This window comes from Pilimelia columellifera subsp. columellifera (genome assembly GCF_039532605.1).
In the GTDB taxonomy this organism is placed as follows: Bacteria; Actinomycetota; Actinomycetes; order Mycobacteriales; family Micromonosporaceae; genus Pilimelia; species Pilimelia columellifera.
The window spans coordinates 126,577-141,720 of sequence record NZ_BAAARY010000010.1; the positions used below are offsets into that span (position 1 = coordinate 126,577).

Sequence of the window (15,144 nt, forward strand, 5' to 3'; positions counted from 1 at the left end):
CGCCCGTGGTGTTGGGGGTGAACCGCCCGCAACTCTCGGAGGACCCATGAGACGCAGCCATGTGCTGATGCTCTGTGCGACCGCGACAGCCGTGACACTCGTCGCGTCGGCGGTGACCGCCTACGCTGACACGGCGGCCGCGCCGCCCGACCCGGGGGCCCCGGCGATCGTCGGGGGCACACCGGCGGCCGAGGGCGCCTACCCGTGGATGGCGCACCTGAGCATGGGGTGCGGCGGAAGTCTCATCTCCCCGGACATTGTGCTCACCGCCGCGCACTGCTTCAGCGGTACGTCGGTGAATGTCACCGCGTCGATAGGCAAGGTCCGGCACACCGCCGGCGAGAAGATCACCGCGACGCAGGTCCGCAAGGGCGCCGGCCCTGAGGAGTCCGACTGGGCGGTGCTCAAACTGAGCAAGGCGTCGACGGCGACGAGTTTCGCCAAACTGCCGGCTGACGGCAGCCTCGACGCCTCGCCCAAGTTCCGGGCCATCGGCTGGGGCGCGACGTCCGAGGGCGGCCGCCCCTCGGAGGCCCTGTTGCAGGTCGACGTGCCGCTGGTGCCCGACGCCCAGTGCGGCGCGGCCGCCGCTGTGGAGATCTGCGCCGGCGACCTGACCAACGGCGGCATCGACACCTGCCAGGGCGACTCGGGCGGCCCGCTGCTCGTCGGCGACGTGTTGGTCGGGCTGACCAGCTGGGGTGAGGGCTGCGCGCGTCCGGGCCAGCCTGGCCACTACGCCCAGGTCAGCGTCATGCTCACCGATATCAGGGCGGCGATCGCCGAGTTGGGTGGCCAGCAGCCGTCCGGCGACGATACGCCGGCGCCAGCGCCGACTCCCACGCCGACCCCGGACGGGCCGCCGAGCCCGTCGGCGCCGGGTCAGCCGAGCCCGTCCGAACCGAGCCCGTCCGAGTCTGACCAGACCTCGCAGCCAGCCTCGGAGTGACCTGGCCTGTCCGTGGCCGTGGGAGCGGCGCCGGGGCGCAGGCGACGCGCCCCGGCGCCGGCCGGTCACTCGTTCGGGACGATGATCCACATCGCGATGTAGAGGACGAACTGCGGTCCGGGCAGCAGGCAGGACAGTAGGAACAGCAGCCGCATCACCGTCGGGGGCATGCCGAACCGGCGGGCCAGGCCGGCGCAGACGCCGGCGATCATGCGGCCCTGACGGGGCCGCGTCAATGGCGGTCTCGTGCTCATCTGTTGCCTCCTTCATCGGCGAGCGCAGCTCAGGCGCGTCGCTGTCGGTAACACTAGGCTGGGCCCGCCATGCCCGCAGCGGGCGGCTAATTCATCGACAGTCATCTCTTTCGTTCGCGGCGGTCCGGGCGTACGGTCAGGGCGCGGCCGGCGCCCTCCGCGCCAGCCGCTCCACATCCCCCAGCTGCGGAGTGAACCCAGATGCGGTATCGCGCGCTCGCCACGCTCACCTTCACCGTCGCGCTGGGCGCGACCACCGTCCTCTCCGCGTCGCAGGCCAGCGCCGATGCCCCGCGGCCGGACGTTTCCACCGCCACTGGCCGCGTTGTCGACCCTCCGGTCATCGTCGACGACGCCGCCATGGCGCACATCCGTGCCCTGCAGAAGATCTCCGACGAGAGCGGGGGCAACCGGGCCCACGGCCGCCCCGGTTTCAAAGCGTCGGCCGACTACGTCAAGAGCACCCTGGACGCCGCCGGCTTCCAGACCACCCTGCAACCGTTCACCCACGCCGGCGCCCAGGGCTGGAACGTCGTCGCCGAGTGGCCGCACGGCGACGCGAACAACGTCATGATGATCGGCGCCCACCTGGACAGCGTTCCGCAGGGCCCGGGTATGAACGACAACGGCTCGGGGACCGCCGCCGTGCTGGAGAACGCGCTGACGGTCGCCAAGAGCAACCTTCGCCCGGAGAAGCGGATGCGCTTCGGTTTCTGGGGCGCCGAGGAGGTCGGGCTGGTCGGCTCCAAGTTCTATGTGCAGAGCCTGGCCGCGGCGGACAAGCAGAAGATCAAGGCATACCTGAACTTCGACATGGCTGGCACCCCGAACACCAAGGCGTGGGGGATCTACCAGGAAGGCCCGGACCTCAGCGCGGGTTTCAAGGCCTTCTTCTCGTCGAAGGCTGTCAAGACCACCACGATCAACCCGGCCGGCAGGTCCGACCACAGCTCGTTCAGCGCTGCCGGCGTCAAGGTGACCGGGATCAGCTCCGAGTCGAATCTCAGTAACCTGGAACCCTGCTACCACGCCGCCTGCGACCGGGCCGCCAACGTCGACCCGAAGGTCCTCGGCCTGGGCGCCAACGCCATCGCCACCGTGTTCTGGAAGCTCGCCGGCGCCAAGACCGTCAGCTGATGGTCTTCTGACCTCACCTACCCGGTTCCGGAGTGTTGGCGAAGCGTCTGCGCCACCCGGTAGGTCGCCGCGGTGAGCGGGACCGCCACCACAGCGCCGGCGATCCCGGCCAGGACGGTGCCGGTCGCGATCGCGATCAGGATGACCGCCGGGTGCAGGCGCACCGCCTTGCCCATGACCAGCGGTTCCAGCAGGTAGCCTTCGGTCTGTTGGACGGCGATGGTCGCCGCGAGCACCAACAGGGCGTCGGTGGGGCCGTTGGCCACCAGCGCCACCAGCACGGCGGCCGCCCCCGCCAGCGTCGCTCCGAGGATCGGCACGAATGCGGCAGTGAACGTCAGCAGCGCCAACGGCAGTGCCAGCGGCACGTCCAGCAGCACCAACGCCAGCCCGATGCCGAGGGCATCGACGGTGGCGATGATGACGGTGCCGCGGATGTAGCCGGTGAGCACCTCCCAACCGGACGTCGCGGCGCGGTCGAACGCCTGCTGGCGGTGGCGCGGCGCCCGGTCCAGCAGCCAGGCCCACATCTGCGGGCCGTCCTTGAGCAGGAAGAAGAGCAGCACCAGGGCGAGCAGTGCCGTGCCGAGCGCCTCAGCGGCGACCAGGGCGCCGCTGGCCAGGCCAGGGACGGTGGCCGTGGCCGCCTCGCCGAGCTGGCGACTGAGTTCGTCGAGCTGACGTTCGGAGATCGGAAACGGGCCGGTGAGCAGCATCCGGCGCACCTCGCCGAGGCCCTGCTGGAGCTGGCGCCGTAGGTCGCCGAACTGTCCGGCCGCCTGCCGCCCGATGAGGATCAGCGGGGCCAGGAACACCACGAGCAGCACCAGCACCGAGGTGAGCGCCGCCAGACCCGCCGGCACACGCATCCGCTCCAGCCTGACCGTCAGCGGTTGCAGCAGGGCCGCGAGCAGCAGCGCCGCCACCACCGCCACCGTCACCGGCGCCAGTCGCGCCAACGCCCAGCCGACCAGGAGCACGCAGCCGGCGATGAGCAGCGCGGATCCGGCGGTGAGGGCGGCTACCATCAGCCCATGGGGGACGCGCGCGGCGACCGCCCGGGCAGCCGTCGCCTCGTGCTCGTCGTCGGCCATCGACCTGGACTACCCTGCTGGAAACTGCCCAAACCATCATAATCATGGCCGCATCACCGGTATGGGACCACGCGACGACGTCCCGCGCTTCTACAGTGGTCCGATAGCAGGGGCTCATGGATCACCGGCGGCATGCATAACTCCCTGACGGGACGGGTATCGCGACGGTCGAGGTCGTCGGCGCACGCCGGCGCCTCGAAGGGCGAGGCCAATCAGGGAGGTTCACATCATGGACGGCATCGTGCTGCTCAAGGAAGACCACAAGCTGGTCGAAAGCCTGTTCAAGGAGTTCGAGAAGAAGAAGGACTCCGCGACGCCGGACCAGAAGAAGAAGCTGGTCGACCAGATCTGCGCCGAGCTGACCACCCACGCGTACATCGAGGAGACAGTCTTCTACCCGGCTGCCCGGTCGGAGATCCCAGACACCACCGAGCATGTTCTCGAATCGGTCGAGGAGCACCACGTCGTCGCCTGGCTGATGTCCGAGCTGCGGACCCTGGACCCCTCGGACGAGTCCTACGACGCCAAGGTGACGGTGCTCATCGAGAACGTCCGGCACCACGTCGAGGAGGAGGAGAAAGAGTGGTTCCCGGAGGTCCGCAAGGCCCTCGGCCGCAACGCCCTGGTGGAGCTGGGCGAGCAGATGGCCAAGGCCAAGCCGGACGCCCCGAGCGACCCGCTGGCGCTCCAGTCGGCCAGGTCCTGACCCGCGTCCGGCCCAGGTCCCGCCGGCCGCCCCCCGCCGAAGCCGTCGCGCTCGGCGGGGGGCGGCCGGCCGTAGGCTCAGGCGCCGTCGTCCTCCAGGTCGCCCTCGGTGGACAGGTACAGCTCCTGCAACGCCGCCAGCGTCTCCGGCTCCGGGTGCTCCCACATGCCGCGGTTCGCGGCCTCGATGAGCCGTTCGGTGATGCCGTGCAGCGCCCACGGGTTCGACTCGCCGAAGAACTTCTGCATCGCCGGGTCCAGCGCGTACGTCGCGGACAGCTTCTCGTACATCCAGTCCGCGACGACGCCGGCGGTGGCGTCGTACCCGAACAGGTAGTCGACGGTGGCCGCCATCTCGAAGGCGCCCTTGTAGCCGTGCCGCTGCATGGCTTCCAACCAGCGCGGGTTGACCACGCGGGCCCGGAACACCCGGGCGGTCTCCTCGTGCAGGCTGCGGGTGCGCACGGCGTCGGGGCGGGTGGAGTCGCCGATGTACGCCGCCGGCGCCCGGCCGGTGAGCGCCCGCACGGTGGCGATCATGCCGCCGTGGTACTGGAAGTAGTCGTCGGAGTCGGCGATGTCGTGCTCGGCGGTGTCGATGTTCTTGGCGGCGATGGCGATGCGCTTGTACGCGGTCTCCATGTCGTCGCGGGCCGGGACGCCGTCGAGGCCACGACCGTAGGCGTAGCCGCCCCAGACCGCGTACACCTCGGCCAGGTCGGCGTCGTCGCGCCAGTTGCGTGAGTCGATGAGCGGCAGGATGCCTGCCCCGTACGCGCCGGGCTTCGAGCCGAAGATCCGCATGCTGGCCCGTCGGGCGTCGCCGTGCTCGGCGACGTCGGCGGCGATGTGCGCCCGGACGTAGTTGTCCTCGGCCGGCTCGTCCAGTCCGGCGACGAGCTGCACCGCGTCGTCGAGCAACGCCACGACGTGCGGGAACGCGTCGCGGAAGAAGCCGGAGATCCGCATGGTGACGTCGATCCGCGGCCGGCCCAGCTCCGCCAGCGGTACCGGGTCCAAGCCAGTGACCCGGCGGGACGCCTCGTCCCACACCGGCCGCACGCCCAGCAGCGCCAACACCTCGGCGACGTCGTCGCCGGCGGTGCGCATCGCCGAGGTCCCCCACACCGACAGGCCCACCGAGCTGGGCCACTCGCCGTTCTCGGAGCGGTAGCGGTTCAGCAGCGACTCCGCCATCGCCTGCCCGGTCTCCCAGGCCAGCCGGCTCGGCACCGCCTTCGGGTCGACGGAGTAGAAGTTGCGGCCGGTCGGCAGCACGTTGATGAGGCCACGCAGCGGCGACCCGGACGGGCCGGCCGGCACGTACCCGCCGTCGAGCGCGTGCAGGATGTGGGTGATCTCGTCGGTGGTCCTCGCCAGCCGGGGCACGACCTCGTCGCAGGCGAACCGCAGCACCGCGGCGACCTTCTCGTCGCCGATCGCCAGCACTGAGCGGACCACGTCGTCGACGGCGTCGGTAGACCAGGCGCGTTCCTCCATGGCGACGACCAGCTCACGGGCGGTGGCTTCCACGTCGTCTGTCTCGGCCCGGCCAGCTGAGCCGTCCTCGACCAGGCCCAGGGCCTCGCGGAGGCCCGGCAGCGCGGCGACCTTGCCCGCCCACATCTGCTTGGCCCGCAGCATCGCCATGACCAGGTTGATCCGGGCCTCGCCGACCGGCGCCGCGCCGAGGATGTGCAGGCCGTCGCGGATCTGCACGTCCTTGACCTCGCACAGCCACCCGTCGACGTGCAGCAGGAAGTCGTCGAAGCCGTCGTCGTCGGGCCGGTCGGTGATGCCCAGGTCGTGGTCCAGTTTGGCGGCCTGGAGCAGGGTCCAGATCTGGGCCCGGATCGCCGGCAGCTTCGCCGGGTCCATCGCCGCGATCGACGAGTACTCGTCGAGCAGCTGTTCCAGGCGGGCGATGTCGCCGTAGCCGTCGGCGCGGGCCATCGGCGGCACCAGGTGGTCCACCAGGGTGGCGTGCGCCCGGCGCTTGGCCTGGGTGCCCTCGCCCGGGTCGTTGACCAGGAATGGGTAGATCAGCGGCAGGACGCCGAGGGCGGCGTCGGGGCCGCAGCCGGCGGACATGCCGACGGACTTGCCGGGCAGCCACTCCAGGTTTCCGTGCTTGCCGACGTGGACGACGGCGTGCGCCCCGAACTCGGCCTCCAACCACCGGTAGGCGGCCAGATAGTGATGGCTGGGCGGCAGCTCCGGGTCGTGGTAGATCGCCACGGGCTTATCCCCGAACCCACGTGGCGGCTGGATCATGATGACGACGTTGCCGCAGCGCAGCGCGGCCAGCACGATGTCCCCGTCCGGGTTGACCGACCGGTCGACGTACAGCTCGCCGGGCGGCTCGCCCCAGGTGTCGAGCATCTGCTGGCGCAGGTCGGCGTCCAGAGTGTCGAAGAACGCCCGGTACTGCGCTGCCGGGATCCGGACCGGGTTCGCCGCCAGCTGCTCCTCGGTGAGCCAGGCCAGGTCGTGCCCGCCCGCGGCGATGAGCGCGTGGATGAGCGCGTCGCCGTCCTCAGCCTCGACGCCGGGGAATCCACCCAGGCCGCCGATGTCGTAGCCGTGCCCGTGCATCGCCCGCAGCAGCGCCACCGCCGACTTGGGGGTGTCCAGCCCGACGGCGTTGCCGACCCGGGAGTGCTTGGTCGGGTACGCCGACAGCATCAGCGCGATCTTCTTCTCGCCGGTGGGGACGTGCCGCAGCTCGGCGTGCCGTACCGCGATGCCGGCCACCCGGGCGGCCCGCTCCGGGTCGGCCACGTAGACGGTGAGCCCGTCGGCGTCGATCTCCTTGAACGAGAACGGGACGGTGATGATCCGGCCGTCGAACTCCGGGATCGCCACCTGGGTGGCGGTGTCCAGCGGCGACAGCCCGTCGTCGTTGGCGTCCCATGCCTCCCGGCTCGCCGTCAGGCACAGGCCCTGGAGGATCGGAATGTCCAGCCTGGCCAGCTCGCCGACGTCCCAGGCGTCGTCGTCGCCGCCGGCGCCGGCGGTGGCCGGCTTGGTGCCGCCGGCGGCCAGGACCGTGACGACCAGCGCATCAGCGCGGCGCAGCGTGGCGAACAGGTCGTCCGGGGCGGTGCGTAGCGAGGCGCAGTAGACCGGCAGCGGACGCGCCCCGCGCGCCTCGACCGCCTGGCACAGCGACTCGACGAACGCGGTGTTCCCGGCGACGTGATGGGCCCGGTAGTACAGGACGGCCACCGTCGGCGCGTCCTCGGCGACCTCGGCGCCGTCGCGCTCCAGCAGGCCCCACTCCGGCGCCTGCGCCGGCGGGGCGAAGCCGAAGCCGGTCAGCAGGACGGTGTCGGACAGGAACCTGTGCAACTCGGCCAGGTTCTCGGAGCCGCCCTGGGCCAGGTACAGGTGCGCTTCGGCTGCCACGCCGGCTGGCACCGTCGAGTGGGCCATCAGCTGGGCGTCGGGCGCCTGCTCGCCGCCGAGGACGACCACCGGCCGTCCGCCGGCCAGCAGCGCGTCCAGGCCCTCCTCCCACATCCGGTAACCACCGAGGATGCGGACCACGACCAGGTCGACGCCCTCGGTGAGGTCCGGCAGGTCGTCGACGGCGACCCGGTTCGGGTTCGCCAGCCGGTATCCGGCGCCGCTGGCGCGGGCGGACAGTAGGTCGGTGTCCGATGTCGACAGCAACAGGATCGTCCGCTGGTCATCGGCGTGCTGGTGGTCAGCGTGCTGGTCGGCGTCGGGTGCGGGCGCGTCGATGCTCATGGCGGCGTTCCTGTCTCGGGGTCCGCGCCCCGGCTCGGTGAGGCGACATGGGCGAGTCTCCTGGCTCCCGGATCGCCGCTCGCCCCGGCCTTCCCGCGCTGGCGCGCCGTGGCCGTCACGCGGGGCTTGCTCCCCGGTCACAGTGGCGGGACCGCGCCGGTCTCACACCGGCTTCCTCCGCCTCATGTCGTGTTGCGGTCTCTACTCTGGTGAACCTGCCCGGCCGAGTCAAGCCAGCTCACGGCGCCGACCGTGTCGGGGCCGTAACCAGTCCGTCCGGTGAACTTCCCGCGGAACCGCCGCGCGATGTCATACCGGCAGGCGAGGATCGGCGGCATGACTTCAACCTTCAAAACCGGCGTCCCGTGCTGGCTCGATCTGGGCGCCACCGACGTTGACGCTGCGGTCGGTTTCTACAGCTCGCTCTTCGGCTGGCAGGCCGAGGACATGGGTCCTGAGAGCGGTCATTACCGCCTCCTGCGCAAGGACGGTAAGCAGGTCGCCGGCCTCGGCCAGGCCACCGATGCCGCCCGGGGCTCATCCTGGGCGATCTACCTCAAGACCGACGATGTGGACGCCACGCTCAACCTGATCGGCAAGCATGGTGGCACGACCGTCGTCGGCGCGACGGACGTCATGGACCTGGGCCGGATGGCGGTCTGCCAGGACCCGGCAGGCGCCTACTTCTCGCTGTGGCAGCCGGCGGCCCACCCCGGCGTCGAACTGGTCGCCAAGCCCGGCTCGCTGGTCTGGACGGAGGTCTACTCGACGGACCGCGAGGCCGTCACTCCCTTCTACGAGGAGGTCTTCGGCCTCCGGCACACCGACAGCGAGCTGCCCGGCGGCATGGTCTACCGGGTCTTCACCCAGGGCGAGGACGGCGTCATCGGCTGCATGCAGATCACCCCGGACATGGGCGGGATGCCCTCGGCCTGGGTGCCCTACTTCGAGGTCGAGGACGTCGACGTGGTCGGTGACGCGGCGATCGCCGCCGGCGCCACCGAGCTGATGCGTGACACGGTGCCCGCCGGGCGCATCGCCTGGCTCGTCGACCCGCAGGGGGCCACCTTCTGCATCATGAAGCCGGACCCGACCTTCGCCATGTGAGCGTTGGCCGGCTCGGACGCCGTCGGGTCCACCGGCGGCGCCCGAGCCGGACCGCGCCCAGCGCCCGACCGCGGCCCGCGCGGCCAGCCGTAGGATTCGTCCGTGATCCTCGAGCCGACCCCGCGCGCCGAGCGGGACAGCTGCCCGGGCGCCCTTCGGGTGCACCCGGCGGCCGACGGGGGACTGGCCCGGGTACGTGTTCCTGGTGGCTGGCTCACCGCAGTCCAGTGGCGGACGCTTGCCGACGCCGCCGCACGGCTCGGCGACGGCCAGCTTGAGCTGACCTCGCGCGGGAACGTGCAACTGCGCGGCCTGAGCGCGGACGCGCCGGCCCGCCTCGCCGTCGCGCTCGTCGACGCCGGTCTGCTGCCGTCCGCCACCCACGAGAACGTCCGCAACCTCCTCGCCTCGCCGATGTCGGGGATCGACAGCGCCGGCGCCGCCGATGTACGCCCAGCCGTGGCAGCGTTCGACGCGGCGCTCCGCGCCGACCCGGCGCTGGCGCAGCTCTCCGGCAGGTTCCTCTTCGCGCTCGACGACGGGCGCGGTGATGTGCTGAGCCTCCGCCCGGATGTCGCCGTCCGGGCGCTCCCCGACGGGACCGTCGCCCTCCACCTCGCCGGCTGGCCAGCGGGAGTGTCCGCGCAGCTGGCCGGCGCCCCGGCGCTCATGCTCGCCGCCGCACACGCGTTCCTCGCCGAACGGGGCGCTCAGGCGGCTGGGGCCTGGCGCCTGGCCGAGCTGACGGACGGGCCGGCGCGGGTGGCGGGACGACTCGCCGCGTCCGGCCGGTGGCAGCGCGGTCCCGCCGACCGACCCGACGCGGCGACGAAACCACCCCGGGCCGTTCCGCCGCGTCCGGCCGCGCCGGCGCTCGGGTCACACCGGCGCAGCGGCGGGGGCCGTGTTGTCGTGGTCGGCGCGCCGCTCGGCCGGCTCACCGCCGCCCAGGTCGCCGCGATCGCCGACCTGCTGTCCGACGATGGTGTGTGCGTGACCGCGTGGCGCTCGGTGATCCTTCCGGCGTCGGCCGACGGCGCGCTGGCGGCGCTCGCCGCGGTCGGTCTCGTCACCGACCAGGCCGACCCGGCCGGTCTGGTCACCGCCTGCGCCGGCATGCCCGGCTGCGCCAGGTCGCTCGCGGACGTGCGCGCCGACGCCACCGCCTGGCTCGCCGGCGCCCCCACCCTGACCGTCCCGGCGCACTGGTCCGGCTGCGCCCGCCGCTGCGGCCACCCGGCCGACGACCACCTCGACATCGTCGCAACCGGCGCCGGATATCGGGTCAACGCGGAGGGGCGGTCAGTCGACGTGGCGGACGCCGGTATGGTCGCCGCGGTGATCGCGCGGGTCAGCGCAGCGCCAGAGCCACAGCCAGCCCGGAGCCAGCCCGGAGGATGTCCTGTATGACTGATTATGTCCGCGACGGCGCGGAGATTTACCGGCAGTCCTTCGCGACGATCCGGGCCGAGGCGGACCTGACCGGACTCCCGGCCGACGTGGCCCGGGTCGCGGTGCGGATGATCCACGCCTGCGGCATGACCGACCTGGTCCGCGACCTCGCCTACTCCCCGGACGTCGCGGCTGCCGCGACCAAGGCCCTGCGCGCCGGCGCCCCGATCCTGTGTGACGCCCAGATGGTCGCCTCCGGGGTCACCCGCCGCCGGCTGCCGGCCGGCAACGAGGTCGTCTGCACGCTGACCGACCCACGGACCCCGGGGCTGGCCGCCCAACTCGGCAACACCCGGTCGGCCGCCGCGCTGGAGCTGTGGCGGGACCGGCTCGACGGCGCCGTCGTGGCCATCGGCAACGCGCCCACTGCGCTGTTCCACCTGCTCGACATGATCGCCGCCGGGGCGCCCCGGCCGGCGGCCGTGCTGGGCATCCCGGTCGGCTTCATCGGCGCGGCCGAGTCCAAGGAGGCCCTGGCCGGCAACGACCTTGGCCTGGAGCACCTGGTCGTGCGGGGTCGGCGGGGCGGCAGCGCCATGACCGCGGCCGCGATCAACGCGCTCGCCAGCGAGGAGGAGTGATGACCGCCGGTCGACTGTGGGGGGTCGGGGTCGGCCCCGGTGACCCGGAGCTGGTCACCGTCAAAGCCGCCCGGCTCATCGCCGCCGCGGACGTCGTCGCGTTCCACAGCGCCCGGCACGGCCGCAGCGTCGCCCGCGGCATCGCCGGACCGTACCTGCGGGCCGGTCAGATCGAGGAGCTGCTGGTCTACCCGGTCACCACCGAGAACACCGATCACCCCGGCGGTTACGCCGGCGCCATGGACGACTTCTACGCCGCCGCCGCCGCCCGGCTCGCCGCCCACCTGGACGCCGGCCGCGATGTCGTCGTTCTGGCTGAGGGCGACCCGCTGTTCTACGGCTCGTACATGCACCTGCACAAGCGGCTCGCCGACCGGTACGCCACCGAGGTCGTTCCCGGGGTCACCTCCGTCGCCGGCGCCGCCGCGGCGGTCGGTCGTCCGCTGGTGGAGCGCGACGAGGCGCTCACCGTCCTGCCCGGCACCCTCCCGGTGGCCGATCTCACCGCCCGGCTCGCCGCCGGGGGACCGGTTGCGGTGATGAAGCTGGGCCGCACCTTCGGCGCGGTGCGTCAGGCGCTCGCCGACGCCGGCCGACTCGACGAGGCGTGGTACGTGGAACGGGCCAGCACCGACCGGCAGCGGGTGGCCCCGCTGGCGGGGGTGGACCCGGACACTGTCCCGTACTTCTCGCTGGCGTTGCTGCCCAGCGCCCTGAGCCCGCTCCTGGCCACGCCCGCCGAAGCCGCCACGCCCGCGAGGGACGGTGTCATGACGGCCGCTCCGGCCACGACTGGTCCCGCCGCCAGTCCCGCCACGGGCGTCGAACGTCGGGGCGAGGTCGTTGTCGTGGGGCTCGGGCCGGGCGACCGGGACTGGCTCACCCCGCAGGCGCAGACCGCGCTGGCCAGGGCCGACGATCTGGTCGGCTATGGGCCGTATGTGGCCCGGGCGCCGGCGAACCCCCGCCAGCGGCGGCACTCCTCGGACAACCAGGTCGAGTCGGAGCGGGCGGAGTTCGCGCTGGACCTGGCCTCGCGGGGGCGCCGGGTGGCGGTGGTGTCGTCCGGTGACCCCGGGGTCTTCGCGATGGCCAGCGCGGTGCTGGAGGTGGCGGCCGAGGCCCGGTGGAAGGACGTGCCGGTGCGGGTGCTCCCCGGCATCACCGCCGCCCAGGCCGTGGCCAGCCGGATCGGCGCGCCGCTGGGGCACGACTTCTGCGTCGTCTCGTTGTCGGACCGGCTCAAGCCGTGGGAGGTCATCGCCGGCCGGCTTTCCGCCGCCGCGGGGGCGGACCTGGTCATCGCCCTGTACAACCCGGCGTCGAGCGTGCGCAAGACGCAGATCGTGCGGGCGAAGGAGTTGCTGCTGGAGCACCGTGCGCCGAGCACGCCGGTGGTCGTCGGCCGGGACGTCGGCGGGCCCACCGAGTCGGTGCGGGTGGTGACCCTGGCCGAGCTGGACCCGGCCACAGTCGACATGCGGACGCTGCTCATCATCGGCTCGTCGCAGACCCGGGTCGAGCGCCGCGGCGACGGGGAGGTCGTCTTCACGCCGCGGCGCTACCCCGCTCAGAGCGACGTGCGGAACGGGCCGGAGATCTCGTAGGTGATGCCGCCGCTGCCGGACCCGGTCGTGCCGCGCTGCGACGAGAAGTACAGCTTGGTGCCGGCGGGGTTGAACGCCACCCCGCACAGCTCCGACGACGCCTGGCCGGTGACCTGTAGGAACGGGGCCACGACGTCGCCGGGAGTGATGATGCAGATCTCCATGTTGCCGCCGTCCTCGGCGACGTAGAGGTCACCGACGTGGGCGTCGCCGACGAGGTTGTCGACGCCGGTCAACAGAGCTCCGGGCACGTTGTCGTCGTAGACGACGGCGAGGGTGTTGGCGGCCGCGTCGTAGGCCCAGACCTTGTTGTCGCCTTTTGTCGTGAAGTAACACACGTTGTTGCGGTAGTAGGCGCCCTCGCCGCCGTTGAAGATCTTCATGTTGGCGACCTGGTCGCGGGTGGGGGTCGGCGAGCCGTCGACGTCGGGGACGTTGGCCCAGGACAACGCCCCGCCGATCTCCCTCAGCACCTGGAGCGTGCCGCTGGCCAGGGCGGTGTTGCTGCCCCAGGCGTTCGGGACGTAGCGGTAGAAGCCGCCGTCCGGCTTGTCCTCGGTGAGGTAGACGACCTGGCGCACCGGGTCGCACGCGGCGGCCTCGTGGTTGAACCGGCCCATCGCCGACCGTCGGACCTTCGCGTTGACGCCCCACGGGTCCGTCTCGTACACGTAGCCGGTGTCGACCTCCTCGCAGGTCAGCCAGGTGTTCCACGGCGTCGGGCCGCCTGAGCAGTTGCGGGCCATGCCGGTGCCGATGGCGTAGGCGGAGGTGATCGTGGCGGAGCTGTTGAACCTGATCGCGCTGACCTTGCCGTTCGGGCTGTTGTTCTCGGCGTTGCTGACGTAGATCCAACCCGACCCGTCGGCGAAGCAGGCCCCGCCGTCGGGGCTGTTGTGCCAGGTGTACCCGGTGCCGGTGACGGTCTGGCCGGAGCGGGCCACGATCCGGGAGGTGAAACCGGCGGGCAGCTTGATGCCGTTGCCGTTGGCGGCCCCGAGCGCGCCGTACGGGCTGGCGCCAGGCATCGCCGGGTAGGCGAGGGCGTGACGCGGGAACGTGAATCCGAGGGTGACGGCGCCGGCGCCGATGACGGCGGCGCGCAGAAGGTGACGACGGTCCACAGAAGCTCCTATCGGGGGCGGTGCGCGTCGAGCCCAGCCTCGGAAAGGCCCGCTGGGCTCACTGTGGGTAGCAGTGAAGGCCCCGGGAGTGACGCTCTGGTCGGCATTGGGAGAACGCGTCGAGAATGGACGATGACCCGGAGTGACTCCCACCCGAACAGGGTCAACCGTCCAGCCGGCGGTGGGGGCTGCGTCGGAAATCCGACAAGGGCTTCCCCGGCCGGGGCTCATGTCGCTAACGTACGCCGGCCAGCGACCGACAACCCGGCGGTCGCGCGCTGAAGGGGAGCCATCGCGGTGCTGTTGAAGTATGTGTGGAACCGTTACGGCGCGGTGGCGATCGGGGTGCTGTTCATCGCGCTCGGCGTCATGGCCGCGGCGAACCCGGCGCCCGAATGTGACGGCGTCCTGATGCGGCCGGGCGACTCGTGTATCGAGCGCGGCAAGTACGGGCGCGAGCGGATCAACTCCTACGACGACAAGCAGCGCCACACCAAGATCTTGAGGGTGGCCGCGCCCGCGGCGGGCGGCGTGCTCATCGTTGTCGGCGTGACGGGCATCGTCCGCCAACGACGCAAGACCTCAAAACTGGTCGACGCCTGAGGCTGCCAGGCCGTTCACCACGCGGTGTGACTGCTGCGCCCGACCCAGGCGGCCGCTTCGTCCACAGTCGCGACAGCCAGGACGTCCGGCGCCGGTGGTCGGTCGACCATGATCACCAATGTCCCCAGCTCACGCGCGGCGACCAGCTTCGACGCGGTCGCCGCGCCACCGCTGTCCTTAGTCACCACCGCATCGACCCGGTGCGAGCGCAGCAGTTCCCGCTCGCCGTCGACGGTGAACGGGCCACGGGCCAGCAGCAGCTCAGCGCGCCTCGGCAGCGGGCCATCGGGCGGGTCCACGCTCCGGATGACGAACCACTGACGGCACCCGGCGAACGCCCCCAAACCCTGCCGCCCGGTGGTCAACAGGACCCGCCGGTCCGCGCTCATCGCGTCCAGCGCCGCCGCCGCCGCCTCCAACGACGGCGTGCGCCTCCACCGGTCGCCCGGCTGCTCGTGCCAGCCGGGGCGGCGCAGAACCAGCAGCGGCGTGCCGGTCGCCCCGGTCGCGGCGACCGCGTTGGCCGTCATCCGCGCGGCGAACGGGTGGGTGGCGTCGACAACGGCGTCGATACCCTCGGCGAGCAGCCAGGCGGCCAGGCCGTCCGGGCCGCCGAAGCCACCGACCCGCACCTGGCCCGGCGGCAGCAGCGGCGCCCGCACCCGACCCGCCAGCGAGCTGACCACCGACACCCCGGCGCGTCCGTGCAGCGCCTCGGCCAGCCGACGGGCGTCGCCCGTGCCGCCGAGAACAAGAACTCGCCGCACCGTCCCCGCTC

Annotated in this window: 13 protein-coding genes and 1 riboswitch; of the genes, 8 read left to right on the forward strand and 5 right to left on the reverse strand. The window is 72.2% G+C overall.

The genetic code is table 11. The annotated features are described in order from the left end of the window. Positions 1-46 precede the first annotated feature (46 nt). On the forward strand, positions 47-949 hold the full coding sequence (locus tag ABD287_RS12365; protein ID WP_344172419.1) for a S1 family peptidase: 903 nt from the start codon (positions 47-49) through the stop codon (positions 947-949). Positions 950-1,014: 65 nt separating this feature from the next. On the opposite strand, the gene ABD287_RS12370 is transcribed toward ABD287_RS12365, so the two are convergent. Continuing rightward, on the reverse strand, positions 1,015-1,203 hold the full coding sequence (locus ABD287_RS12370) for a PspC domain-containing protein (RefSeq protein ID WP_344172421.1): 189 nt from the start codon (positions 1,201-1,203) through the stop codon (positions 1,015-1,017). 201 nt (positions 1,204-1,404) lie between these two features. Between ABD287_RS12370 and ABD287_RS12375 the strand changes: the two genes are divergently transcribed. Beyond that, a complete protein-coding gene (locus ABD287_RS12375) occupies positions 1,405-2,340 on the forward strand; it encodes a M20/M25/M40 family metallo-hydrolase (protein WP_344172423.1) in 936 nt (311 codons plus the stop codon). A 17-nt stretch (positions 2,341-2,357) separates the two neighbouring features. Here ABD287_RS12375 and ABD287_RS12380 read toward each other — a convergent pair whose 3' ends face one another. Next, positions 2,358-3,434, reverse strand: coding sequence for an AI-2E family transporter (locus ABD287_RS12380; protein WP_344172425.1), 1,077 nt, complete (start codon positions 3,432-3,434; stop codon positions 2,358-2,360). A 229-nt stretch (positions 3,435-3,663) separates the two neighbouring features. Between ABD287_RS12380 and ABD287_RS12385 the strand changes: the two genes are divergently transcribed. Continuing rightward, positions 3,664-4,140 carry a hemerythrin domain-containing protein gene (locus ABD287_RS12385; protein WP_344172427.1) on the forward strand — a complete coding sequence of 159 codons (477 nt, stop codon included), beginning with the start codon at positions 3,664-3,666 and terminating at the stop codon, positions 4,138-4,140. A gap of 77 nt (positions 4,141-4,217) precedes the next feature. On the opposite strand, the gene cobN is transcribed toward ABD287_RS12385, so the two are convergent. Next, positions 4,218-7,892 carry a cobaltochelatase subunit CobN gene (cobN, locus tag ABD287_RS12390; protein ID WP_344172429.1) on the reverse strand — a complete coding sequence of 1,225 codons (3,675 nt, stop codon included), beginning with the start codon at positions 7,890-7,892 and terminating at the stop codon, positions 4,218-4,220. Between the two features lie 33 nt (positions 7,893-7,925). After that, positions 7,926-8,126: riboswitch (cobalamin riboswitch) on the reverse strand. A 102-nt stretch (positions 8,127-8,228) separates the two neighbouring features. Here cobN and ABD287_RS12395 point away from each other — a divergent pair. From ABD287_RS12395 to ABD287_RS12410, 4 genes are all read left to right on the forward strand, one after another. Then, positions 8,229-8,999, forward strand: coding sequence for a VOC family protein (locus ABD287_RS12395; RefSeq protein WP_344172431.1), 771 nt, complete (start codon positions 8,229-8,231; stop codon positions 8,997-8,999). A gap of 102 nt (positions 9,000-9,101) precedes the next feature. Continuing rightward, positions 9,102-10,409, forward strand: coding sequence for a precorrin-3B synthase (cobG, locus tag ABD287_RS12400; RefSeq protein WP_344172433.1), 1,308 nt, complete (start codon positions 9,102-9,104; stop codon positions 10,407-10,409). Continuing rightward, positions 10,406-11,032, forward strand: a complete 627-nt coding sequence (locus ABD287_RS12405; protein WP_344172435.1) for a precorrin-8X methylmutase — start codon at positions 10,406-10,408, stop codon at positions 11,030-11,032. The genes cobG and ABD287_RS12405 overlap by 4 nt, the downstream gene beginning before the upstream one ends. After that, the gene (locus ABD287_RS12410; RefSeq protein ID WP_344172437.1) at positions 11,032-12,639 is read left to right on the forward strand and encodes a precorrin-2 C(20)-methyltransferase; all 1,608 of its coding nucleotides are present in this window, start codon (positions 11,032-11,034) and stop codon (positions 12,637-12,639) included. The genes ABD287_RS12405 and ABD287_RS12410 overlap by 1 nt, the downstream gene beginning before the upstream one ends. Here the strand turns inward: ABD287_RS12410 and ABD287_RS12415 are convergent. Next, positions 12,603-13,763 carry an alkaline phosphatase PhoX gene (locus ABD287_RS12415; protein ID WP_344172439.1) on the reverse strand — a complete coding sequence of 387 codons (1,161 nt, stop codon included), beginning with the start codon at positions 13,761-13,763 and terminating at the stop codon, positions 12,603-12,605. The genes ABD287_RS12410 and ABD287_RS12415 overlap by 37 nt on opposite strands. Before the next feature lie 297 nt (positions 13,764-14,060). Here ABD287_RS12415 and ABD287_RS12420 point away from each other — a divergent pair, with 297 nt between their 5' ends. Continuing rightward, entirely contained in the window at positions 14,061-14,366 is a 306-nt protein-coding gene (locus ABD287_RS12420) for a hypothetical protein (RefSeq protein WP_344172441.1), read from the forward strand. Between the two features lie 14 nt (positions 14,367-14,380). Here the strand turns inward: ABD287_RS12420 and ABD287_RS12425 are convergent, their stop codons facing one another. Next, positions 14,381-15,133, reverse strand: coding sequence for a cobalt-precorrin-6A reductase (locus ABD287_RS12425; protein WP_344172443.1), 753 nt, complete (start codon positions 15,131-15,133; stop codon positions 14,381-14,383). Between the last annotated feature and the right edge of the window lie 11 nt (positions 15,134-15,144).